Origin of the sequence: Cupriavidus sp. USMAHM13 (assembly GCF_001854285.1) — a bacterium.
Classification (GTDB): domain Bacteria; phylum Pseudomonadota; class Gammaproteobacteria; order Burkholderiales; family Burkholderiaceae; genus Cupriavidus; species Cupriavidus malaysiensis.
Window position 1 is genome coordinate 1,143,932 of the sequence record NZ_CP017752.1, and the last position, 21,646, is coordinate 1,165,577.

Consider the following 21,646-nt stretch of genomic DNA (forward strand, 5'->3'; position numbering starts at 1 on the left):
CGCTTGCGCCGGTCTTCCGTCGTGCCCGTTGCGGAACCCGGCGCGCCCGCCGCCCCGCCAAGGGGGGCGGCCCGTACGGCCATTACTCGGCCGCCGCCGCCGCGGCGCCCGCGTCGGGCAGCCCGGTGGCGCGCGCCGGCAGCGGCGGGAAGTGCATCGCGGCATAGGGCACGATGCGCGTCTTGCGCACCAGCCGGTAGCCCAGCCAGATCAGCAGGAAGACGGGGATGCCGACATAGGTGGCGGCCACCGCCAGCCAGTCGACGCGGCCCTGGGTGAAGGCCTGGTAGTTCTGGCCCAGCGTGATCACCATGCACAGGGCGAAGGCGAACAGCGGCCCGTAGGGGAAGAAGGGCGAGCGGTAGGGCAGGCGCGACAGGTCCAGGCCCTTGGCGACGAAGCCCTTGCGGAAGCGGTAGTGGCTGATGGCGATGCCCAGCCAGGCGATGAAGCCTGTCATGCCCGACAGGTTGAGCAGCCACAGGTAGACCGACTGGCTTTCGAACAACGAGGTGAGGAAGCACAGCGCGCCCACGGCGGTGGTGGCCAGCAGCGCCGGCATCGGCACGCCGTTGCGCGTGAGCCGCGCGAACACGCGCGGTGCGCGGCCCTCGGTGGCGAGGTTGTAGAGCATGCGGGTCGAGGCATACATGCCCGAATTGCCCGCCGACAGCACGGCGGTCAGGATCACCGCGTTCATCACGCCGGCGGCGAAGGCCAGGCCGGCGTGGCGGAATACCAGCGTGAAGGGGCTCACGCCGACCGTCTGCACGTCGCTTTTCAGCAGGCTGGGGTCGGTGTAGGGGACGAGGATGCCGATGATCAGGATGGCCAGCACGTAGAACAGCAGGATGCGCCAGAACACCTGGCGCACCGCGCGCGGGATACTCTTGGCCGGCTCGGCCGACTCGCCCGCGGCCACGCCGATCAGCTCGGTGCCCTGGAAGGAGAAGCCGGCGATCATGGCCACGCCGATCATGGCCGGCAGGCCGCCGACGAAGGGCGCGTCGCCGATGGTGAGGTTGGCCAGCCCGGCCGGCATGCCGCCGGCGTCGCCGCGCAGGATGCCGAAGATCATCAGCAGGCCGATGCCGATGAAGGCCACCACGGTGACCACCTTGACCAGCGCGCACCAGTATTCGGCCTCGCCGAAGCCACGCACCGAGATCGCATTGAGCAGGAACATGGCGGCGAGGAACAGCGCGCTCCACAGGATGCCGGGCGTATGGGGGAACCAGTACTGCATCACCAGCTGCGCCGCGGCCAGCTCCACCGCGATGGTTACCGCCCAGTTGTACCAGTAGTTCCAGCCCAGCGCGAAGCCGAAGCCCTCGTCGACGTAGAGCGCGCCGTAGGTGGCGAAGGAACCCGACACCGGCATGTAGGCGGCGAGTTCGCCCAGGCTGGTCATCAGGAAATAGACCATGGCGCCGACCAGCAGGTAGGCCACCAGCGCGCCGCCCGGGCCGGCCTGGGCGATGGTGGCGCCGGAAGCGACGAACAGGCCGGTGCCGATCGAGCCGCCGATGGCGATCATGGTGAGATGGCGCGCACGGAGGGCGCGGCGCAGGGCGGGCACGGGGGCGCCGGTACGGGGTTGCTGGCTGTCCATTGGGCCTTGTGTTCTGGGCCGGGCGCCGCCCGCGGCGGGCCGGCCCGTGCGGATGATGCCGGTCGGGGGCCGGCCAGTGCCTGCCGGCCGGTACGTCGGGCGGCATCATAAGAGAAAACGCGTCGTGCGCAAAGCGCGCGGGGGTGCCGCGCTGCCGCTAGAATCAACAATGTGCGCCACCGCGGCGGCCTGGCCGCGGCTTGTGGGCGCTGCAACATCCGGCTAGCGAATGGACCTTCCGATCAAGACTGAAAACCTGTGGTTCGATGTACTGCTGAGCGCGCTCATCGTGCTGGGCGGCGTGATCGTCGTCAAGCTGGTCAACCGTTTCTTCCGCGGCCGCCAGCAGGCCGACACGCGCGACAACTATCGCGCCTGGACCGTGGCCAGCCGCAACCTGGTGGCGGCCGTGGTGTTCCTGCTGCTGCTGGGCATCTGGGTGTCGGAGCTGAAGAGCGTGGCGATCTCTTTGGCGGCCTTCGCGGCGGCCATCCTGCTGGTCGGCAAGGAACTCGTGATGTGCTTCCTGGGGGCGTTCATGCGCATGATGTCGCGTCCCTTCCAGCTCGGTGACCTGGTCGAGATCGGGCCCCATTGCGGCGAGGTGATCGACCAGGACGTGCTGACCACGACCCTGGTCGAGGTCGGCTCGGCGCGCCAGTACACCGGCTTCACGGTGCAGATTCCCAACAGCCTGCTGCTGACCACGGCGGTGCGCAACCATTCCCGGACCGGCAAGTACACACTCGACCAGGTGCGCTTCCCGCTCGCCGAAGGGGCCGACCCGGAGGCGGTGGAAGCCCGCCTGGTCGCCATCGGCCGGCTGGCGTGCGCCGACTTCCTGGAAGAGGCCGGGCGCAGCCTGCGCCATCATGGCGACATGCATTTCGTCGACCTGTCGCAGTTCGAGCCGCGCGTCCTGTTCGAACCGGCCGGACCGGGCCGGATGGACGCGCTGCTGCGTTTCCCGGCGCCGGTGATCGGGCGGGTGCGCGTGGCGCAGCACATCATCCGTGCCTTCCACCGCGCCGACGGAGCGCCAGACCCTGGCGTGCCGCGCAGGCGCGAACCGAACCCGCAGGCCGCCGCGCCGGATCCCGTGCCCTGATCCTGGTGCGCCGCAGCAAGGAGGATTCCTCATGTCGGCCAGACTTGCCGTGCTGTGCGCCACCTTCCTCCTCGCTGCCTGCGCCAGCCTGCCCCGCGATGTGCAGCGCACGCCTTCCCACGCCCTGGGCTACGCCGCCACCGCCGGCACGCCGCTGGGCGAGGCGGTGGCGCCCAAGCTGGCCGAGCATCCCGGCGATTCGCTGTTCTACCCGATGGCGTCCGGGCCCGATGCCCTGGCCGCGCGCCTGGTGCTGGCGCGCGCCGCCACCCGCACGCTCGACCTGCAGTACTACGCCTTCGATGCCGACGCCTCCGGTACCGCGTTGATCGGCGAGCTGCTGGCCGCGGCCGATCGCGGCGTGCGCGTGCGCCTGCTGCTGGACGACCTGCATACCGACGGCCACGACGCGCTGCTGGCAGCGCTCGATGCGCACCCCCGCATCCAGGTACGGCTGTTCAATCCCTTCGCCAACCGCGGGGCGCGCTGGATGGATTTCATCGGTGATTTCCATCGCCTGGACCGCCGCATGCACAACAAGGCCATGATCGCCGACAACCAGTTCGCCATCGTCGGTGGCCGCAATGTGTCCGATGCCTACTTCGCCGCCGCCCCCCAGGTGGACTTCAGCGACCTCGACCTGCTCGCCGCCGGCCCCGTGGTGCCACAGGTGTCGGCGGTGTTCGACGACTACTGGAACAGCGCGGCCGCCTATCCGGCGGCGTCGCTGATCCATTTCGGCAAGGACGGGCAGGGCGGGGACGAACTGGACAAGGTGCGCCGGCGCCTGGCCGCCGCCGGACGCCAGGCCCGCACCAGCCCCTACGTGCAGGAGTTGCTCGATTCCGGCCTGGCGGCCGGTATCCGCCGCGGCCGCATGCCGGTGTTCAGCGGACGTGCCGCGGTGATCGCCGACCGCCCCGACAAGGTGTTGCGCACGGCGGAAGACAATCCCACCCACGCCATCAACCAGCTTGCCAAGCTGCTTGGAGGGGCCCGGCATGACCTGGCCCTGGTGTCGCCGTACTTCGTGCCGGGCGAGGGCGGTACCGAATGGCTGGCGGCGATCGCACGCCGCGGCGTGCATGTGCGGATCCTGACCAACTCCTTCGCCGCCACCGACATCAAGGCGGTGCACGCGGCGTACGCGCCGTACCGGCGGCCCTTGCTCGAGGCGGGGGTGGAACTCTACGAGCTCAAGCCCTCCGCCTATGGCGACCTGGAGGGGCGCGGGCCGCGCAGCCTGTTCAGCTCGAGCCGCGCGACCCTGCACGCGAAGGGTTACATGGTCGACCAGCACCTGCTCTTCGTCGGCTCGCTGAACCTCGACATGCGCTCGGCGCGCCTGAACACCGAGATGGGTATCGTGCTCGACAGCGCCGCGCTGTGCGAGCACATCGCGCGCGGCGTGGATCCCAACTTGCTCGACATGGCCTACAAGGTGGAGCTGCGCCCGCCCGAGAGCGGGCCGGACATCGCGCCGGACAGCGCGCCGGACAGCGCGCCACCACTGGCCTGGACCACGCGCGAGCATGGGCTGCTGGTCACCTACGACAGCGAACCCGGCGTCTCGGTGCCGCAGCAGATCGGCCTGGACCTGCTGCGCTTGCTGACGGCAGAGCGCGAACTGTAGCCAGGCTTCGGCCACCCGCGCGGCGCTTCACCGAATCCCGTTTCGGGGGTATGGTGGTGCCTCGTGCCCGCGCCGCGCGCCGGCCCTTCCCAACGCGAAGCCCAGAGGAGAAGCATGAAAGCCGCTGTCCTGCACCAGCCCAAGACCCCTCTCGTGATCGAAAACGTCGCCATCTCCAAGCCGGGACCGCACGAAGTGCTGGTCCGCACCGCGGCGGTCGGGGTATGCCATTCCGACCTGCACTTCGTCGACGGCGCCTATCCGACCGCGCTGCCGGCCGTGCTGGGCCACGAAGCGGCCGGCGTGGTCGAGCAGGTCGGCTCGCTGGTGCGCACGGTCAAGCCCGGCGACCACGTCATCACCTGCCTGTCGGCCTTCTGCGGCCACTGCGAGTTCTGCCTGACGGGTCACCTGTCGCTGTGCGTGGCGCCCGATACCAGGCGCGCCGAAGGCGAGGAGCCGCGCCTGCTCGCGCCGCAGGGGAACATGAACCAGTTCCTGAACCTGTCCGCCTTCGCCGAGCAGATGCTGATCCACGAGCACGCGCTGGTGGCGATCCGCCGCGACATGCCGCTGGACCGTGCCGCGCTGATCGGCTGCGCTGTCACCACCGGCGTGGGCGCGGTGGTCCATACCGCCAAGGTGCAGCCGGGCGAGACCGTGGCCGTGATCGGCTGCGGCGGCATCGGCCTGGCCACCATCAACGGCGCCGCCATTGCCGGCGCCGGCCGCATCATCGCCATCGACCGCGTGCCCGGCAAGCTCGAACTGGCCCGCCAGTTCGGCGCCACCGACGTGGTCGACGCCGGCGCCACCGACGCGGTGGAAGCCGTGCGCGCCCTGACCGGCGGCGGCGTGCACCACGCCTTCGAAGCCATCGGCCTGAAGCAGACCGCCGAGCAGGCCTTTGGCATGCTGCGCCGGGGCGGCACCGCCACCGTGATCGGCATGATCCCGCCGGGCCAGAAGGTCGAGCTCAAGGGCACCGACTTCCTCGCCGAGAAGCGCATCCAGGGCTCGATGATGGGCTCCAACCGCTTTCCCGTCGACATGCCGCGCCTGGTGGACTTCTACCTCTCGGGCAAACTGAAGCTCGACCAGCTGATCTCGCAGCGCATGCCGCTGGAGCAGATCAACGACGCCTTCGACGAACTGCGCCGCGGGGAACTGGCGCGTTCGGTGATTTTGTTCGAGCAGTAGGCGAGGGCTGGCCGGCGGCTTCGTCCGGTACGGCAGCGTTCGCACCGCGCTGGTTGTCTCCCCTCTCCAGCTCGCGGGAGAGGGGCCGGGGGTGAGGGCAGGCGCTGGCTGGTCGTGACGGGTGGAATCACACCATCGGCTTCGTCTCTATGCCCACGTGCTGGATCACACCGACGGCTTCGTTGGATGTGGCGCCTTGCTGAACCACCCCTCTCCCCCACCCTCTGCCCGTGCGGGGAGAGGGAGCCAAGACCGTTTGCTTGGCGATCGGTGTTGGCGCATCGTCGGCTTCGTCCAGTGCTACGGAATTCGCGCCGCGCCGGTTTGCTCCCCTCTCCCGCTCGCGGGAGAGGGGCCGGGGGAGAGGGCCGGCGCTGGTTGTGCCATCGCCGCCCGCCGTACCGCCTGCGGGTAGCGGATGGTGAAGGTCACCGCGCCGGCGAAGGCCAGGATGGTCGCGGCGATGTCGATCCACAGCGGGATCGCGCTGGCGTATTCGGCGGCGGCGTCGGCCGCTACCATCACCGCCAGCGCCACGGCCCAGGCCAGCGTGATATGGCGGTTGACGGCGAGGAAGCGCGGCGAGTCCCAGTATTCGCGCGGTACCCGTTCGCGCGCATATTGCAGCGTGAACGGCCGTCCGATCGCCAGCGAGACGACCACGATGGCGAGCAGCCCGCTGTCGACCACCAGCCGCACGGTCGCCACTGTCCAGGCCGGCGACAGTACCAGGGTATAGGCCGCCAGCGCGCCGAACAGCAGCAGGCTGCCCACCTCCAGCGTCTTCAGCGATTCGCCGCGCCGCCGCATGCGCGCGCACAGCAGCAGCGAGACCAGGAAGGCCGCGCCCAGGCCGGCGAGCGGCGAGGCCAGGCGCATGGCGATGAAAAAGGCGATGAATGGCGCGAAGCCGGTCAGCATGCCCATGATGTGCTCCTTGTCCTTGTGTCCGGGGATCCGTGCATCGGCAGACGTGGACGGCCGGCTTCAGCCGTGGCTGCGCCAGTTGCCGTGGAAGCCGAATGGCACCCGGTGCGAGAGGTGCACCAGGGCCACCGGACCGCGCGCGATGTCGGTGGCGTCGAAGACCGCCAGGTCGCTGCGCTTGTCGGCGCCCCGGTAGACCGTCGCCAGCAGCCAGCCGTCACCCTCGGGCGCGTCGTCGGCGCGCGGCACGAAGACCGGTTCGGAGAGGCCGTCGCCCTCCGGCAGCAGCCAGGTCCTGCGCTGCCCGGTGACGGCGTCGAAGTGGGCCAGTCCGTCGAAGACGCTGCGCTCGGTGCTCTCGTGCCCGCGCCAGGCGAAATAGCCGTGGCGGGTGGGCTGCATGGCGAAGCGCTCGTCGAAGCGCGGGAATTCGCCGGGCAGGTCGTCCAGCCAGGTGCGCGTGAAGGTGTCGCTGTTGCCTTCCAGGTCGAAGGTCCAGCGGCACAGGCGCGCCGAGGTGCCGGCCGGGCCGGCGCCGGGGTTGAACAGCGGTGAACTGTCGTACTGCATCACGTCGGCGATGATCTTGCTGCCGTCTTCCCAGGCATTCATCACGTGGAACACATAGCAGGCATCGTTGCGGAACCAGCGCATGCGCGCGGCGCCGCCGCTGCGCGGCAGGATGCCGATGTGGGAGCCCCTGTCCGGTTCCCAGGCGTAGGCCGGCTCGCCGCGCATGGCGCGGTCCATGCTGCCGGACAGCGGCAGGATGGGGAAGAGCGCGTAGTGCTGCGTCACCATGAAGTCGTGCACCATGCTCGGGTAGGGCGCCAGCAAGCGCTCCAGGTGCGTCAGGTGTCCGGCGCTGTCGAGCTTGCCGTACAGCATGGACGGCGTGAAGGGGCCGTCGGCCGCATAGGCGAAGAACACCATCTCGCCGGTGCGCGGGTCGATCTTCGGGTGGGCCGTCATCTTGCCGAGCGCGTGGCCGCCGAGGTCGCTCTCGTAGCGCAGCGGACCCAGCGTGGTCAGCTCGCGCGCGTCGAGCGCGATCGGCGGATGCGCTTCCTCCAGCGCCAGCAGCTTGCCCCCGTGCCACAGGATGTTGGTGTTGGCCACGCCCTGCCCGTCGACTTCCTGCACCGAGGCATCGGTGGTGGCCGGGTTGCCCCAGCTGCCGAACAGGGCGCAGCCGGCCGCCTGCTCGCGGCGCAGCTTCTCGGTGCGGACCCAGCGGTTGCGGTAGCTGGCGCGGCCGTCGCCGATCTCGAAGGCATGCACCATGCCGTCGCCGATGAACCAGTGATAGAAGTCGTCGCGCGGCGCGAACATCGGGTTGGGGCCGTTGCGGTACAGCGTGCCGCGCAGCGCGCGCGGCAGCTCGCCGCTGACCGGCAGGTCCGGCGCGTCGCATTCCATCAGGATGGGGGCGAAGTTGCCCGTCAGGTAGGGGACGGACGGGAAGGGCTGGCTCATCGATGTCTCCTGCAGTGTGTGGGGGCGGCTCGGCGCGGCCGGTGGCTTGGCAGGGCTGGTCAGGGCGTGTCGCCGGCGGGTGCCGGCGGCGTGCGCATGCCTTGCACGAGAAGCCGCATCATCTCGCCGTGGATGGTGCGGAAATCGGGGGACTCCGGCAGCTTGCCGGCCAGGTGCAGTACCACCAGGCCGTGCACGGCCGCCCAGACCACGTAGCTGAGCACCTGCGGGTCGCCATGGATCTGGCCGCGTTCAGCCAGCATCTGCAGGTGGGCGCCCATGGTGCGGCGGGCGCGCTCGCCGGCCCGCTGCAGTTCCGGGTAGCGGCCGTCGTCGGGCTGCGACATGTCGAACATCAGCCGATAGGCGTTCGGCTGGGAGAAGGCGAAATCCAGGTAGGCGCGGCCGGAGGCGCGCGCGCGCTCGATGGGGTCTTCGATGCCGGTGCCGGCGTTTTCCATGGCGTCGGCGAAGCGGTCGAAGGCCGCCGCCCGCACCGCGGCGAGGATGTCCTCCTTGTCGCGGAAGTAGCGGTAAGGCGTCATCGGGCTGCAGCCCAGTTCCTCGGCCAGCTGGCGCATGCTGACGCTGGCCACGCCGCCCTCGGCGAAGCGGCGCTCGGCCACCTCGCACAGGCGTGCCTTGAAGGCATCGATCTCGGGTTGGGTCAGGGACTTGGCCATGGCATTCCAGGAACGTGCGCGCTCCGGCCGGGCCGGTTCCGCGGTATCACTACGATTATTTACAGTGTAAATATACGGTGTAAATTGTCAAGGAAAAGGCGGGGATGCCGTAGCAGTGATGCCGGTACGCCGGCACCGCCCGCCGTGCTTGCGGCACTGCGCTGCAGCATTGTTCGCCCTGTGGGACAATGGCCGGCCGCAGCTGACGCGCTTTCCAGCGCCGGTGCGGGCGAAGGCGGCGAGGCTTGCGAATGAAGACGATCGATTGGAAGGACTGGGAGATCTTCTGCCGGGTGGCGGAAGGCGGCAGTTTCACGCTCGGCGCGGAACTGGCGGATGTGCCCAAGTCGTCGGCCAGCGCCGCCGTGTCCCGGCTCGAGACCGAACTGGGCGTGCGCCTGTTCGAGCGCACCACCCGGCGCGTGCGCATCACCGAGCGCGGCCAGCAGCTCTACGAACGCGTCGCGCCGCATTTCAGCGCGCTGCGCGAGATCAGCGCCGAGGCCGTCTCGGTCAGCGAGCAGGTCAACGGCACCCTGCGCATCGCCACGCCCTACGAGGTCGGCTCGTCCCACCTGTCCGGCAGCCTGCTGCGCCTGCTCAAGCTGCATCCCGGGCTGCGCGTCGAAGTCGATGTCACCTGGGACCAGCCCGACCTGATCAAGCAGGGTTACGACCTCGCCTTCGTCATGACCCACACCGGACTGTCGGATTCCTCTTTCGCCAGCAAGCGCGTGGTGCTGGTGGAGCGCTGCTTCTACGCCTCGCCCGACCTGATCCGCATGCGCGGGCTGCCGCGCGTGCCGCAGGACCTGGCCGGCTGGCCGACCCTGGGCGATGCCGGCGACACCGAGTGGGAAGTGATGCATGACGGCGTGGAGGTGGCGCGGCTGCCGGTGCAGCCGCGTGTCGCCACCCACAATGCGGAGTTGCGGCTCAAGGCCGCCACCGAAGGGCTGGGCGTGGCACGCCTGTCCTCGCGCTTTGCCGGAGAGGAGGTCGAGCTGGGGCGGCTGGTGCGCCTGCTGCCGGCCTACACCTCCTCGCAACTCAAGGTCTATGTGCTGATGCCGGCCCGCAAACTGATGCCCGCCAGCGTGCGCGCCTTCCTCGATGTGCTGGAGGAGACGCTGGGCGTGCCCGATGCGCGCGGCGGCGCGGCGGCCGGCATCCGCCTGGGCGACCTGCCCGACGAGGACGGCGCGCCGCGTGTCGCGTCCGCGCTCCAGCCCTGACCCGGTCCCGATGCAGGCCTGGTGCAGCTCTGGTTCAGCCGGCGCGGTCGGCGCTGTGCACGTGCAGGCCCAGCCTGTGCGCCACGTCCAGCATCTCCGGATCGTCCTCGCTGCGTGTGATCCAGCCGGCATAGGCGTCGCCGCCGGTGTCCCAGGCCCATAGCGTGTAGCCGGCCACGCGCAGCTGCGCATGGACCAGCTCCATCAGCTCGGACACGCTGTTGTCCTCCAGCAGGGCGGGATCCTCGGGGTCTTCCACGCCCCAGTCCGGCTCGAAGTCCAGGCGCGCGCAGAGGTGGCCTATGCAGCCGACGAAGCCGGCAGTGTCATCGGCGCCGACGCAGAAGCCCGATTCCCAGTCGATCACCTCCTTGATCAGCGCGGCCAGCGCCTCGCCCTCGGTGGCATCGGGATCGTCGTCCAGCCGCGTTTCGAGCGTGGCGAGCTGGTCGGCGCAGACGGCCGGGTCGTCGAGATTGATCAGGGCGAGCAGGCGTTCCAGGGTGAACCGGAGGTCGTCGTGGTCGTCGTCGAGAGGCATTGTGTCGGGCGCAGGGGAAGTCTGGGTGGAGCAGGGTGAGGCGGGCCGCCATGCATGGGGCCGGCCCGCGATGTTAGCCGGATCGCGGCGCGCCGTCAGCCCGCCAGGCGCGGGATCTCGCGCTGGCCGCCCGGCGTCAGGCGCAGCGCGCGCGAGCCGCGCACCGGTTCCACCCAGCCGCGCGCGAGGAAACCGTCGAGCAGCGCGGCGCCGAGCGCGCCGCCCAGGTGGGGTTTGCGCTCGCTCCAGTCCGGACAGGTGCAGGCAAATTGCCGCCGGCGGCGGCGCGCGCCCTCCAGGTCCACGCCGAGTCCGCCGATGGCCGCGGCGCCGGCTTCGGTCAACTCCACGCCGGTTCCGGCCAGGTGCAGCCAGCGCGCCCGCACCATGCGCTCGAACAGCCCCACCGCCAGCTCGCCGGCCATATGGTCGTAGCAGGTGCGTGCCTGGCGCAGCGCGGCGGGCGCGCCGCGCGACGCCGGCAGCGCGCGCAGGCGCGGCGGCGGACTGGCCAGCGAGGCCGTCGCCAGCGCCTCGATCGCGACCCCGATCTCGGGCGCGGCGAGCCGGTAGAAACGGCTGCGCCCGCGTGCCTGCATCGCCACCAGCCCGCCCTCGGCCAGGCGCGCCAGATGGCCGCTGGCCGACGAGGCGGAGAGGCCAGCGATCAGTGCCAGTTCGCCGGCCGGGCGCGCGCTGCCGTCCATCAGCGCCCACAGCATGGCGGCGCGGCCGGGGTCGGCCAGCAGGCCGGCGAGCTGGCTGATGCCAGGCGTGTATTCCATGGTTTCCCCCAGGGTGAAACAAGGATTCCAGTATAGGCCGGGGGCAGGAGAGAGAGGAGAAGGCCGGGGCGGCCGCAGTGGCAGTGGCAGTGGCAGCGGCCGCGCCGCCGCCGCTCAGCCCTTGGTGCGCAGGGTCGCGCTTTCCAGCAGTTGCTCGTGAATGAAGGAGCGCAGCAGCAGGGCCTCGCGTTCGTCGTAGGCATCGAAGGCGACGCCGACGCAGTGGAAGGGGCCGCTTTCGTCGGTGTTGGATTCGTCGCGGGTCAGGGCGTCGAGCACGAAGCGCGTGTTGCGGCCGGCCGCGCGCAGCGTGAAGGCGAGCTGCACCGGCTTGCCCGGCGCGGTCAGGGCGGCGCTGGCGGCCATCAGCGAGGCGCCACCGAGGCTCAGGTCGGTAATGAGCACCGTCTCCGGCGCGGCGCTGCCGTCGGCCATCGACAAGGTGCCGGCGATACGCACCGGCACGCGGATGCTGCCGCGCATCTCGCGCGCGTCGATGTGCTTGATCTCGTCGAGCATCCAGTAGGGGAACGGCGCGCCCGAGCTGGCTTTGACGCGGGCCGAGAAGCTGTGGATGCTGGTGCCGGTGAAGCCGCGCAGCAGTACCGTCTCGCCGTCGAGTGCGTCCGCGTTGCGGCCCTCCAGCTTCGGCCAGGCGATGAAGGCCGCGTTCTCGGTGAAGCCGATCAGGCGGCTGGCGGCGGCCCGGCTGGCATCGCCGGGACGCTTTACGTGCAGCAGGGTGCCGACCACCAGGCCATAGCGGTCGCCCAGCGGGGATGCCGGTTCGTCCGCGCCGAGGGGCTCCATATCGTCCGCCCAGAAACAGCGGCCGCCATACATGGCGAGGGCCAGTTCTTCCTGGTTGTGGAAGACCGTTCCCTGGTCCGCAATCGGAAATCCCAACTCGTCGAGCAGCGCGGATTTCAACGGCTGCCCTAGTTCGATATCACTTGCTTTCGCTTCCCTGCGCATGGTTGATGTCCATTTACATCTGATGATAATAATCCACCCGCCCTTCACTGTCTGCCGATGACCGAGGCCAGGGCCGGGCATGCGCACAAGAGCCTCGGTGCGCACCGGCCGTCACAACCTGTGCGGCCCCTCCGGCGGCCCCGCCGGGCTTGCGCGGCGGGCGCTCAATTTGTCGGGGACGGTGCCGTAAAACGGGGACGCCTGCCCGGTACCATGCAGAGTCCATTCCAGTGTGGGGTGCTGTCAAATCCGCTTCCTGGAGTAGGCTCGCGTGCGGCCTGGCCGGGTCCGCACTGCCGGAGCGGGCGGACTGGTCCCGCCCGCATCCGGGTACCGCGCGACGGCCGGCTGCCTGCCTGGCGGCGCCGGGCGGTCACGGCCCGGCCGATTGCCGAACGCGGAGATTACCCGCCCACTATGTCAAGAACCCATCGCCGTATCAGACAGGGCGCGCCTGCGTGGCGGGCCGGGTGGCGGCACCGCCACCCAGACGGGCGTGGCCGCCGTCGCCACGCCTGCGCCGCCCGTATCCCGCCGGCCGCGGCCGGCGGCGCCCGTTTGCCCTCGATATGCTGAAGCGCAGGCTCGGCGCCGCCCTGCGCGCCTCCTCGCTGGAGCGCCGCTTCGGCCTCGTCACGGGCGCCCTGGCCGGCATCCTGCTGGCCGGGTCCGGCTGGCTGTTCCTCCATCAATGGGCCGCCTACGCCGACGCCGAGCGGGCGCTGGCGAACCTGCGCATCTTCCGCGCCGTGCTGCTCGCCATGGAGAAGGTGTCCGCCGAGCGCGGTCCGGGCAACGCCGCGCTCGGCGAAGACCTGCCGATCCCGAGCGCGCGCCTGGCCACGCTGCAGGCATTCCGTGGCGAGAGCGATGCCCGCATCGCGGACCTGCTGGGTGAACTGGCAGCGGCCGATTGCACCCCGTGCCGTGCCGAGCGGGCCGCGGTGCTGGTCGCGCAGGCCGACCTCGTCAGGGCGCGCGCCACCATCGACAGCCTGCTGCGGCAGCCGCGCGCGCGGCGTTCGAGCGCTTCGCTGTATCACGCGATCGATGGCATGGTCCGGGTGATCCCGCGCTTTGTCTCGATCGCCGACGCCGCCGCCGCCAGCGTCGACGAGGGGGCGCCCGGGATCCTGGGCCGCCTGCTGGCGGCGCGTCTGGCCGCGGTGCTGCGCGAGCAGGCCGGGCTGCTGGGCTCGCAGCTGGCGCCGGCCCTGGCCGCGCACCGGCCGCTGGGGGAGGCCGAGCAGTACGCGATCGAACGCACGCGCGGCACCATCGACCAGTTGCGCGGCCTGCTGCAGCCGCGCGTGCTCAACGATCCCGCCTTGGCGCACGGCACCTTCCAGCGCATGGAAAGCCAGTACTTCGACGAGGGCCTGGCCTATATCGAGCAACTGCGCGTGCTCGCGAGCGCGCCGGCGGGCACCGGCGTGACCACGGCCGAGCTTACGCAGCACTACGTGCCGCTGATGGCCTCCATCGTTGCCTTCCGCGATGAGATCCTGGACCTGGCGCAGGCCCAGGTGCAGCGCTGGCGCGACACCCGCCTGGCGTGGCTGGCCGCCATCGGTGCCGCGCTCTCGGCCGTGATCGCCACCTTTTTCCTCAGTGCCCGGCTGTTCCGCCGCCAGGTGGTGCAGCCCTTCGCCGAAGCCACGCGCGACATCCGTGCCATCGCCGCCGGCCAGTTCACCGCGGTGGCGCCGGCGCAGCACTACAGCGGTGAGATCCGCGAACTGTTCGAGGCGGTGCAGGTGCTGCAGGAGCACAGCAGCGAGCGGGCCCGGCTGGAGCAGGAGCGCCACCGCCTGATCGAGGAACTGACCGTGCAGGCGGAGCGCGATGCGCTGACCGGCCTGCTCAACCGCGGCGCTTTCGAGCGCCAGGCGGCACCGGCCTGCGCGCAGGCGGGTCGGGCCGGCCGCATGCTGGCACTGACCTTGTTCGATGTCGACTATTTCAAGCGCATCAACGACACCTACGGCCACGCCGCCGGTGACCGCGTGCTGGTGCGCATCGCCCGTCTCTGCCGCGAGGTCTGGCAGGCGGACGAGATCGTCGCGCGCGTCGGCGGCGAGGAGTTCGCGGTGCTGGCCTTCGTACCCGGCCGCCGCGAGGCGGTGGCCCAGGCCCAGGCGCTGCGCGAGCGGCTGGGCCATGCCGGCATGCAGGCGGACAATGGCGAGGGTATCGCCATCCGCGCGAGCTTCGGCCTGGCCTTCGCCGCCGCGGGCGAGGCGGCCTGGCTGGAAGACCTGATGAAGCGGGCCGACCGGCAGCTGTACCGCGCCAAGGACGCGGGGCGCGATGGCATCGCGGTGGAAGACGAGCCGGGTGCCGGCACGGCCGGCTCCGCGCCCGTCGCCTGATCGCGGCTGAGGCGGCTGAGGCGGAGGCGGAATCCGGCAAGACGGCCGGGCCGCTCACGGTGCCGGCCATTCCCATGGCGAGGGGCATTCGCTATGATCCTATCTGCACTTTTCCCCGCGCATCCGTGCTCGGTTCCATGAACTGCGCGCGCGCTGTTCCGATCACCGATCACCGAGACCTTCTTGTCCGCTGCCGCATCCGCCTCCCGCTCCGCATCCGCCCGCACCGGCACCCCGCTGGCGGACGCCGCCGCGCGCGCACCGGTGCCGCGGCTGCGGGTGCGGCTGGACGGTGGCGCCGACCCGCAGGCCACCGCTTCCTGGCGCATGGCGCTGGCACCGCTGTTCACGATCGACATCGACGGCGATGCCGCGGCCTTCCGCGGCGAACTGGACGCGGTGCACCTGGGCGACAGCCTGATCTCGCGCTGCAGCGCGTCGGTGGCGCACGCGTTCCGGCGTGGCGCCGGCGATATCCGCCGCAGCCAGGTCGACCACATCCTGATCCAGTGCTATCTCGCCGGGGCGGTCGAGGGGGACTACGGCGGACGCCAGGTTCATGCAGCGACCGGCTCGGTCAGCGTGCTGGACCTGGGCCGCGCGCTCGATTCGCGCGCGGGCGCCTTCTCCAACCTGACCCTGGTGGTGCCGCGCGACCACCTGCCGCTGTCCTTGCGGCGCCGCGACCTGCATGGCGCCGCACTCGAGCCGGCGCGCGCCGCCACGCGCCTGCTGGGTTCGCATCTGGCCGAGCTGCTGGAACACGGCGCCGACCTGACGCCGGAGGAAATGGCGGCCGGCGTGCGCGCAGCGCTGGTGCTGCTCGAAGGTGGCGCGGCCGCACTCGATGACGGCATGCTGCCGGCGCAGACCGCGGCGCGCCGCAGCATGCGCCGCCTGGTGCAGGGTTATGTCGACGCGCACCTGTGCGCCGAGACGCTGTCGGCCGCGCAGATCGCGCGCACCTTCCGCTTGTCGCGTGCCACGCTGTACCGCCTGTTCGACGACGATGGTGGCGTGCACGCCTACATCCAGGGCCGCCGCCTGGATCACTGCTTCGACGAACTGGCGCGTCCGCACGCGCATCCGCCGGCCATCGGAGAACTGGCCTACCGCTATGCCTTTTCCAGCGAAAGCGCCTTCAGCCGCGCCTTCCGCCGCCGCTTCGGCCTCAGTCCGCGCGAGGTGCGCGTGCTCTCTGCGCACGCGGCCCGCCCGCCCGCCGGCATCGGCGTGGCCGACGCCGAAGCCGGCGAGGCGGCGCTGATCCAGGCCTGGCTGGCGGGATTGCGGCACGCAGGCGAGCGCGCCTAGCCGCTATCGCCAGCCGGCCGGAGGCCCGATGCGCGGTGCCCGGTGCCGCTCAGTCCTCCTCCAGCTCAGTCCTCCTCCAGCACCACCTGGCCGCCGCACTGGACGTAGCAGCTGCGATAACCCTCGTCGCAGGCGCTGGTGTCGGCGTAGGTCGAGCAGTAGCCGACCTTCTTCGCGCACTGTTCGCGCGCAGCCTTGTCGTTGCCCGCCACCGCGAGGCAGGCCGAAAGCTGCGTCGCACGCCGCGTCTCGCAGGCTTGTGCCTTGACGGCGGCGGTCTGCTCCTTGCCGGCGGCGCAGAGCTGCTTGTTGGTGTCGCAGGTGGTGACGCACTGGCGGCCGGCGGCCGTCTGCGGTGGGATATAGCGGTAGGAAGCGCAGGCGCCGGCGAGCAGCGCGAGCGCCGCCCAGGCCGCCAGGCGGTAGAGATGGCGCATGGGAGGCGGAAAGGGGAACCGTCGGTGAAGGAGGGGCGGGCCCGGCGCGAATTGCCGCGCCGGGCCCGCTGCAGGAGCGGCAAAGGGCCCGGCAGCGGGTTTGCTCAAGGTCAGCCCAGGGTCAGCCCAGGGTCAGCGCACCGTGCTCTTGCTGTAGCGGACCGGCACGTCCACGCCGGCGTCGGCGGGCAGCAGGGACTTGAGCCGCTCGCGCGCGGCGGCGGTGTCCTCGAAGCTGGCGAAGCGCAGGCTGCTGATGGCGATGTGGTCGTAGTACTGCACCGACACCGCGCGGATGCCGAGCTGGCCGACGGCCTGCTGCACGGCCTGCACCGGCACGCGCGAGACCAGCACCTCGTTGCGCGACTCGCCCACCACGCCGCGCGCATTGACCACCAGCGAGGTGGCCTCGGCGGCCGACGCCCCGCTGCTGAGCGTGCGCGGCTTGCTGTCGGTGTCGGGCAGCACGCGGTAGGCCTGGCCCCCGATCTGTACCTCACGCGCGCCGCCGAGCGCGGCCTGCTGCGCCTGGCTGAGGCGGGTGCCGATGGCGTAGCCGGTGTCGGCGGCAGCGGCAGATACGGCGGGCAGGGCGAGGACGGCGGCGAGCAAGGCCGCGGCGCAGGCGCCGGACGCCGCACGGTCGAACGGATTGGTCTTCATCTGGATCTCCCCGCCGCCTCAGCGGGCGGCAATGATACGGTACTCGACAGCCAGCGGGCTGGCCAGCGTCACGGTGGACGTGCCGTCCCGCGGCGTGTAGTTCCTGCACTGGCCGGGGCCTTCGATCAGCGGCACGGCGTTGACCGCGTACACCTCCCAGGTGCCCGCCGCCGCTTCGCCGTAGAAGGCATAGCTGCCCAGTCCGTAGTGGTCGGCTGCGGCCGCGCCGGTCACGTAGAAGGCGTTGTAGGGCACCGCCAGCGCCGACACCGTGCCGGACGGCGACTTGACGAAGATGCCGACGCTGCCGAGGCAGACCGAGCCGCTCAGCCGCAGTTGCAGCGCATCCACCTTGTCGCTGCCGGTCACGGTGAACTGGCCGAGTTTCTGCACCTGGCCGTAGCGGAACTCGGTGATCTCGTTGAAGGCCTCGGTGAAGTCCGGCACCGTCAGTTCCGCCGGCTTGTAGGCCGTGTAGGCCCGCGCCGCCTTGACCGCCGCGCCGGCGTCGACGAGGCCGAAGCCGTACCAGTTCGAGTAGCGGTAGCCGGCGGCGTTCTTCTGCCAGCCCAGGTCCACGCGGGCGCTGCGGCTGCCATCCACCAGGCTGGCGTCGGTCGAGCCGGTGAAGCTGCTGTCGCGCAGGTTCACGCGCTGGTTGCGGTTATCGCGCGAGCCATAGCCAGGATCGATGGGCCTGGCGGTGGCGCGCAGGATCTCGCGCACGTCGCGCCAGCTCAGGTTCGGATTGGCCGACAGCATCAGCGCCACCACGCCGGTCACCGTCGGCGTGGCCGCCGAGGTGCCGTTCATGCTGGCGTAGTCGCAGTTGGCGTTGTCCTTCTGGTTGGTCACGCTGCCGGCCACCATGAAGTCGTTCACCTTGCTCACCCCTGTGCGGGCGTAGCCGCGCGCGCAGCCGTGCAGGTCGGTCGAGAAGATGGTCGGGCCGCTGCCCGCTTCGCCGTAGCGGCCGGCCTCGCCGCCCTCGCCACCCAGGCCCGTCACCCAGTTGACCGAGCCCGCGCTCGAATAGGAGGCACGCACGCCGCGGGCATTGGCCGCGCCGACCACGATCACGCCGGGCTCGAGCGCATCGGTGTCGTTGGCCGGGTTCTGGCAGCTCACCACGCCGCCCTGGCCGCCGACCGAAGCGCAGTACCGCGTCGGCTTCTCGCCGGTGTCGGCAAACTCATTGCCGGCCGCCTTGACCATCACCAGGCCCTTGCCGCCGCGTAACTTGGGGAAGGCGCGGATCAGCGGCGAGGCGTCCTCGCCGGTGTCATAGGCAAGTGGCAGCTTCGGGTTGTCGCCGTAGGACGCATTGATGATGTGCGCCGACCTCGACCAGTCGGCGCCGCCGTAGGCCTTGAGGGGATCGGCCTTGGCCGGGCCGATGAAGCGGGCGCCGCCGAGCACCGCGCGCGGCGCGATGCCCATCACGCCCTTGCCGTTCTGCGCCGCGCCGATGATGCCGGCGACTACCGTGCCGTGCGCTTCGTCGATGTTGGCGGCGATATCGGCCGGCGTGGGGTCGCTGCCGCCATCGTCGAAGTTGTGGGTCATGGCGCGGTTGACGTTGGCGGCCAGGTCCTCGTTGCCGATGTCCATGCCGTCGTCCAGCACCAGCACGTTGACACCCTGTCCCTTGAAGCCGGCGGCGTGCGCTTCCTCGACGTTGATGTCGGTGACGCCATCGGCGGTGCCGGTGAAGGCGCGGAAGAAGCTGGTGGCCTGCTTGAGCGCCCACTGGTAGGCATAGAGCGGCTCGGTGCTGCCGGTCTGGCAGGCGTAGCGCGCATCGACGCCGGTCTCGGCGCAGCCGGACGCCGGTGCCGTGGCACCGCCGCCCGTCGCCGGCGTGCCGCCGGCGCTCGTGGTGCCGCTGTCCGCGTTGTCGCCGCCGCAGGCGGCGAGCGCGGCCGCCGCAAGCAGCGTCAGCGATAGGTTCCTGGTGTAGGAGAACAGCATGGATTTACCCCCCTGTCGATCAATCGAGTGTCCTGGCCTCGGCCAGGGGGCCGCCTGCGGGCCGCTCTGGTGGCGGCGCGGCCGGCGGGCCGGCGGGGATTGTTGCAGGAGCGCGCCGCGCGTACTGTCCCGGGCGTCTCGGAAAATCGTGCCGTGCGTCTCAGCGGGTCGGAGGGGGCGGCCCACGCTTCATCACAGCATGAAACATGGCGGCGCACGGCGCTGGCACATTGGCGGCATGTCGTTCCGGAATCGTTGCCGATTCCCTGTCATGCCCCATCCCTTGCCTGGAAACCAGCCATGATCGCCGTCCTCTTCGAAGTCGAACCTGCCCCCGGCCGCCGCGACCAGTATCTCGACCTCGCCGCGCAGCTGTTACCCACGCTGCAGTCCATCGACGGCTTCCTGTCGGTCGAGCGCTTCGAGAGCCTGAGCACGCCCGGCAAGCTGCTGTCGCTGTCTTTCTTCCGTGACGAGGAGGCCGTGCGCCGCTGGCGCAATGTGGAAGCGCACCGGCGCGCGCAGGCGGCCGGTCGCGCCGGCGTATTCGCCGGCTATCGGCTGCGTGTGGCCCAGGTGCTGCGCGACTACGGGCTGGACGAGCGGGAGGCGGCGCCGGAGGACAGCCGGCAGGCGCACCCGCTCAGGCGGCCGCCCCGTTGAGCGCCGGTTGTGCGGAGTGTGCTGGCTGTGCCAGCGGGGCGGCCTGCGCCGCCGGCCGGTCCGAGCCGGCGCAACGGGAGGGGGGCGAGGAGGAATAAGGCCCCGGGGCGGGCACCAGGCCCCAGGCCTGGCGGGTGACGGCCACGATGTTCGCGGCCGCGTCGTGCTGGTTCGGCTGCCGGCTCGGATGCCGGTTCTGGTCAATGGTCTGCAATCGTCGGTTTTCCGCGAGTTTTGCCGCAAGGAATGAAGGCAGGGCCCGAGTCCCGCAGGCGGCGGCGACTCAGGTGTCGCTGACCGGCAGGCGCTCGCAAGGCGCGCAGCCGTCGTCGTGATCGTCGTCGTTTTCCCCCAGCAGCAGGTTGGCCACCGCGATCGCCGCCACCGCGACCACCATGGCGCGGAACAGCCAGCGATTGTTGCGCGCCCGCTTGTCCTGCGCCTTGCCCGGGTTGTCCTGATCGGTCATCGATGTTCCTCCTGCCTGGGTCGGCCACCGCTGCCGGCGACCGACGGAATCTTACCAAACACTTCTGATAATTGGAACCAAAAAGGTAACAATTCGGCTGGCTGTCTTTGTCCTATGGGGTCACAGCCAGCCCGGCGCCACCCCCTGCCGCCTAGTCGGGGCGCCAGGACGAGGCCTTGACGATGGCCGAGACGAAGGAAAGCTGCTCGATCTCCTCGGCCCGGATCTTCACCGTCTTGTGGTTCTGGTTGATCGACAGGAAGTGGGTGTAGCCGTCGCGCGTATAGCCGAGGATCTTCACCATCACCCGCCCGTCGCGCGATTTCACCAGCACCTCGTCGCCGCTGGCCACGGCCTGGTTGGGCTCGACCACGACGAATTCCCCGTCGCGGATGCGCGGCTCCATCGAGTCGCCGACGCAGCGCAGGCCATAGGCATCGGGGTCGGCGCTGAGGAAATGCAGGTAGCCGTCGCCGTGCCCGACCGGGTATTCCAGGTCGCAGAAGTGCCCGTTGTCGCCGAGCTGGGCCATTGCCACCACGGCGATCTTCTTGAATGCCTGCGGCGCGATCGGGATCGGGTGCCAGTCGTCGCTGTAGGCCACCGCCGGCGATGGCTGGCCCTTGCCGGTCAGCAGCCATACAGCGTTGACCTGGTAGCGCTCCTGCAGCACGGTGGCCTGGACCAGGGTCGGCTTGCGGCTGCCCTCGGCCCATTCCTGCACATCCGATTCCGGCGCGCCCACCGCTGCCGCCAGTTCTTTCTTGCGGATGCCCAGCCGTTCCAGCACGAAGCCGACGCGCGCGGCCAGGCCGTCCGACTGCGCCGGCGGCACGGCCGGCCGGCTTTCCGAATCCATCCAGAACTGCGGATAGCCGAAGGTCTCCTCGATCTTGCGCGCGGTGCGGTCGCCAATGTCCTTGCCGCCGCTCAGGTAGCGGTTGACCAGGGAGGGGGTGGAATAGCCGAGGGCCTGGGCGGCGCGCGACTGGTTGCCGTCGGACTTCTCGGCGATGGCAATCGAGAACTTCTCGCGGCGGATTTCTTTGATCGACTTCATGCGCGTGATTGAACCCGGTTTGACCGAGAAGGTAAATAGACCTTCATGGTAACAGACGAGTCTTGTAATGGTTACCAATATGGTAATAGAATCGTCCGAAAGTGCATCCGACCCAACCCGGCCACGCGGCGCCAGGGCGGTCCGGCGGGCCGCGCGCGCAGTGCGGGCCTGCCCTTTCAACAGGAGGGAAGTGCCATGAACGATGCAAGGGAAGGGAAAGCGGAGGCCGGCGCAGCGATGGGCGACGCGGCCGCGAACACGGCGCCGGGCGCCGGTGGCGCAGCGGGTCTCAGCGCGCGCCAGCGCATGGTCATCGACTGCTTCGACGGCGGTGGCGTGCTGCTGACGCGCGAGGACATCGCCGCACGCACCCACCTGCGCCTGTCGTCGGTGTGCGGACGCGTGCGTGAGCTGCTCGACGCCGGCTACCTGCAGGTACGCGGCCTGCGGCGCTGCGCCGCCACCGGCAAGCCGCACGAACTGCTCGGGCGCAAGGGGGCGCGATGAAGGCGCCGCGGCACG

Annotated in this window: 21 protein-coding genes; 8 read left to right on the forward strand and 13 right to left on the reverse strand. The window is 70.5% G+C overall.

Annotation, left to right across the window (positions count from 1 at the left end; translation table 11 throughout):
• Positions 1–82: 82 nt before the first annotated feature.
• Positions 83–1,612: an amino acid permease gene (locus BKK81_RS23420; RefSeq protein WP_071018123.1), complete on the reverse strand. Its 1,530-nt coding sequence runs from the start codon at positions 1,610–1,612 to the stop codon at positions 83–85.
• A gap of 229 nt (positions 1,613–1,841) precedes the next feature.
• On the opposite strand from BKK81_RS23420, the gene BKK81_RS23425 reads away from it, so the two are divergent.
• From BKK81_RS23425 to BKK81_RS23435, 3 genes are all read left to right on the forward strand, one after another.
• On the forward strand, positions 1,842–2,720 hold the full coding sequence (locus BKK81_RS23425) for a mechanosensitive ion channel family protein (protein ID WP_083384378.1): 879 nt from the start codon (positions 1,842–1,844) through the stop codon (positions 2,718–2,720).
• Positions 2,721–2,751: 31 nt separating this feature from the next.
• Complete coding sequence (locus BKK81_RS23430) at positions 2,752–4,353, forward strand: phospholipase D family protein (RefSeq protein WP_071018125.1); 1,602 nt, start codon at positions 2,752–2,754, stop codon at positions 4,351–4,353.
• 114 nt (positions 4,354–4,467) lie between these two features.
• Positions 4,468–5,553, forward strand: coding sequence for a Zn-dependent alcohol dehydrogenase (locus tag BKK81_RS23435; RefSeq protein WP_071018127.1), 1,086 nt, complete (start codon positions 4,468–4,470; stop codon positions 5,551–5,553).
• Between the two features lie 300 nt (positions 5,554–5,853).
• On the opposite strand, the gene BKK81_RS23440 is transcribed toward BKK81_RS23435, so the two are convergent.
• The 3 genes from BKK81_RS23440 to BKK81_RS23450 are packed head-to-tail and all read right to left on the reverse strand — an operon-like array spanning position 5,854 to position 8,639.
• Complete coding sequence (locus BKK81_RS23440) at positions 5,854–6,480, reverse strand: hypothetical protein (protein WP_197524047.1); 627 nt, start codon at positions 6,478–6,480, stop codon at positions 5,854–5,856.
• Between the two features lie 60 nt (positions 6,481–6,540).
• On the reverse strand, positions 6,541–7,956 hold the full coding sequence (locus BKK81_RS23445) for a carotenoid oxygenase family protein (protein ID WP_071018129.1): 1,416 nt from the start codon (positions 7,954–7,956) through the stop codon (positions 6,541–6,543).
• A 59-nt stretch (positions 7,957–8,015) separates the two neighbouring features.
• A complete protein-coding gene (locus BKK81_RS23450; RefSeq protein ID WP_071018131.1) occupies positions 8,016–8,639 on the reverse strand; it encodes a TetR/AcrR family transcriptional regulator in 624 nt (207 codons plus the stop codon).
• A gap of 251 nt (positions 8,640–8,890) precedes the next feature.
• Between BKK81_RS23450 and BKK81_RS23455 the strand changes: the two genes are divergently transcribed.
• On the forward strand, positions 8,891–9,874 hold the full coding sequence (locus BKK81_RS23455) for a LysR family transcriptional regulator (RefSeq protein ID WP_071018132.1): 984 nt from the start codon (positions 8,891–8,893) through the stop codon (positions 9,872–9,874).
• A 34-nt stretch (positions 9,875–9,908) separates the two neighbouring features.
• Here BKK81_RS23455 and BKK81_RS23460 read toward each other — a convergent pair whose 3' ends face one another.
• The 3 genes from BKK81_RS23460 to BKK81_RS23470 form a co-directional block, all read right to left on the reverse strand.
• Positions 9,909–10,415 (reverse strand): DUF6630 family protein, encoded by a 507-nt coding sequence (locus tag BKK81_RS23460; RefSeq protein ID WP_071018134.1) that lies wholly within the window; start codon positions 10,413–10,415, stop codon positions 9,909–9,911.
• Between the two features lie 95 nt (positions 10,416–10,510).
• Positions 10,511–11,200, reverse strand: a complete 690-nt coding sequence (locus BKK81_RS23465; RefSeq protein WP_071018136.1) for an ArsR/SmtB family transcription factor — start codon at positions 11,198–11,200, stop codon at positions 10,511–10,513.
• A gap of 114 nt (positions 11,201–11,314) precedes the next feature.
• Positions 11,315–12,175 carry a flagellar brake domain-containing protein gene (locus BKK81_RS23470; protein WP_071018138.1) on the reverse strand — a complete coding sequence of 287 codons (861 nt, stop codon included), beginning with the start codon at positions 12,173–12,175 and terminating at the stop codon, positions 11,315–11,317.
• A 569-nt stretch (positions 12,176–12,744) separates the two neighbouring features.
• On the opposite strand from BKK81_RS23470, the gene BKK81_RS23475 reads away from it, so the two are divergent.
• Entirely contained in the window at positions 12,745–14,547 is a 1,803-nt protein-coding gene (locus tag BKK81_RS23475; RefSeq protein ID WP_083384379.1) for a GGDEF domain-containing protein, read from the forward strand.
• A 183-nt stretch (positions 14,548–14,730) separates the two neighbouring features.
• Entirely contained in the window at positions 14,731–15,861 is a 1,131-nt protein-coding gene (locus BKK81_RS23480) for a helix-turn-helix domain-containing protein (protein ID WP_071018140.1), read from the forward strand.
• A gap of 65 nt (positions 15,862–15,926) precedes the next feature.
• Here the strand turns inward: BKK81_RS23480 and BKK81_RS23485 are convergent, their stop codons facing one another.
• The 3 genes from BKK81_RS23485 to BKK81_RS23495 form a co-directional block, all read right to left on the reverse strand.
• Positions 15,927–16,298, reverse strand: a complete 372-nt coding sequence (locus BKK81_RS23485; RefSeq protein ID WP_071018141.1) for a hypothetical protein — start codon at positions 16,296–16,298, stop codon at positions 15,927–15,929.
• 132 nt (positions 16,299–16,430) lie between these two features.
• The gene (locus BKK81_RS23490; RefSeq protein WP_071018142.1) at positions 16,431–16,961 is read right to left on the reverse strand and encodes a hypothetical protein; all 531 of its coding nucleotides are present in this window, start codon (positions 16,959–16,961) and stop codon (positions 16,431–16,433) included.
• An 18-nt stretch (positions 16,962–16,979) separates the two neighbouring features.
• A complete protein-coding gene (locus tag BKK81_RS23495) occupies positions 16,980–18,932 on the reverse strand; it encodes a S8 family serine peptidase (RefSeq protein WP_071018144.1) in 1,953 nt (650 codons plus the stop codon).
• A gap of 300 nt (positions 18,933–19,232) precedes the next feature.
• Here BKK81_RS23495 and BKK81_RS23500 point away from each other — a divergent pair, with 300 nt between their 5' ends.
• Positions 19,233–19,595 (forward strand): antibiotic biosynthesis monooxygenase family protein, encoded by a 363-nt coding sequence (locus BKK81_RS23500; RefSeq protein WP_071018145.1) that lies wholly within the window; start codon positions 19,233–19,235, stop codon positions 19,593–19,595.
• Here the strand turns inward: BKK81_RS23500 and BKK81_RS35600 are convergent.
• The 3 genes from BKK81_RS35600 to BKK81_RS23510 form a co-directional block, all read right to left on the reverse strand.
• On the reverse strand, positions 19,576–19,809 hold the full coding sequence (locus BKK81_RS35600) for a hypothetical protein (RefSeq protein WP_156811428.1): 234 nt from the start codon (positions 19,807–19,809) through the stop codon (positions 19,576–19,578). The two genes, BKK81_RS23500 and BKK81_RS35600, sit on opposite strands and share 20 nt — an antisense overlap.
• Before the next feature lie 69 nt (positions 19,810–19,878).
• The gene (locus BKK81_RS23505) at positions 19,879–20,064 is read right to left on the reverse strand and encodes a hypothetical protein (RefSeq protein WP_071018147.1); all 186 of its coding nucleotides are present in this window, start codon (positions 20,062–20,064) and stop codon (positions 19,879–19,881) included.
• 151 nt (positions 20,065–20,215) lie between these two features.
• Positions 20,216–21,124 carry a S24 family peptidase gene (locus tag BKK81_RS23510; protein ID WP_231908204.1) on the reverse strand — a complete coding sequence of 303 codons (909 nt, stop codon included), beginning with the start codon at positions 21,122–21,124 and terminating at the stop codon, positions 20,216–20,218.
• Positions 21,125–21,319: 195 nt separating this feature from the next.
• Between BKK81_RS23510 and BKK81_RS23515 the strand changes: the two genes are divergently transcribed.
• Positions 21,320–21,631 carry a hypothetical protein gene (locus BKK81_RS23515; RefSeq protein ID WP_156811429.1) on the forward strand — a complete coding sequence of 104 codons (312 nt, stop codon included), beginning with the start codon at positions 21,320–21,322 and terminating at the stop codon, positions 21,629–21,631.
• Positions 21,632–21,646 lie beyond the last annotated feature (15 nt).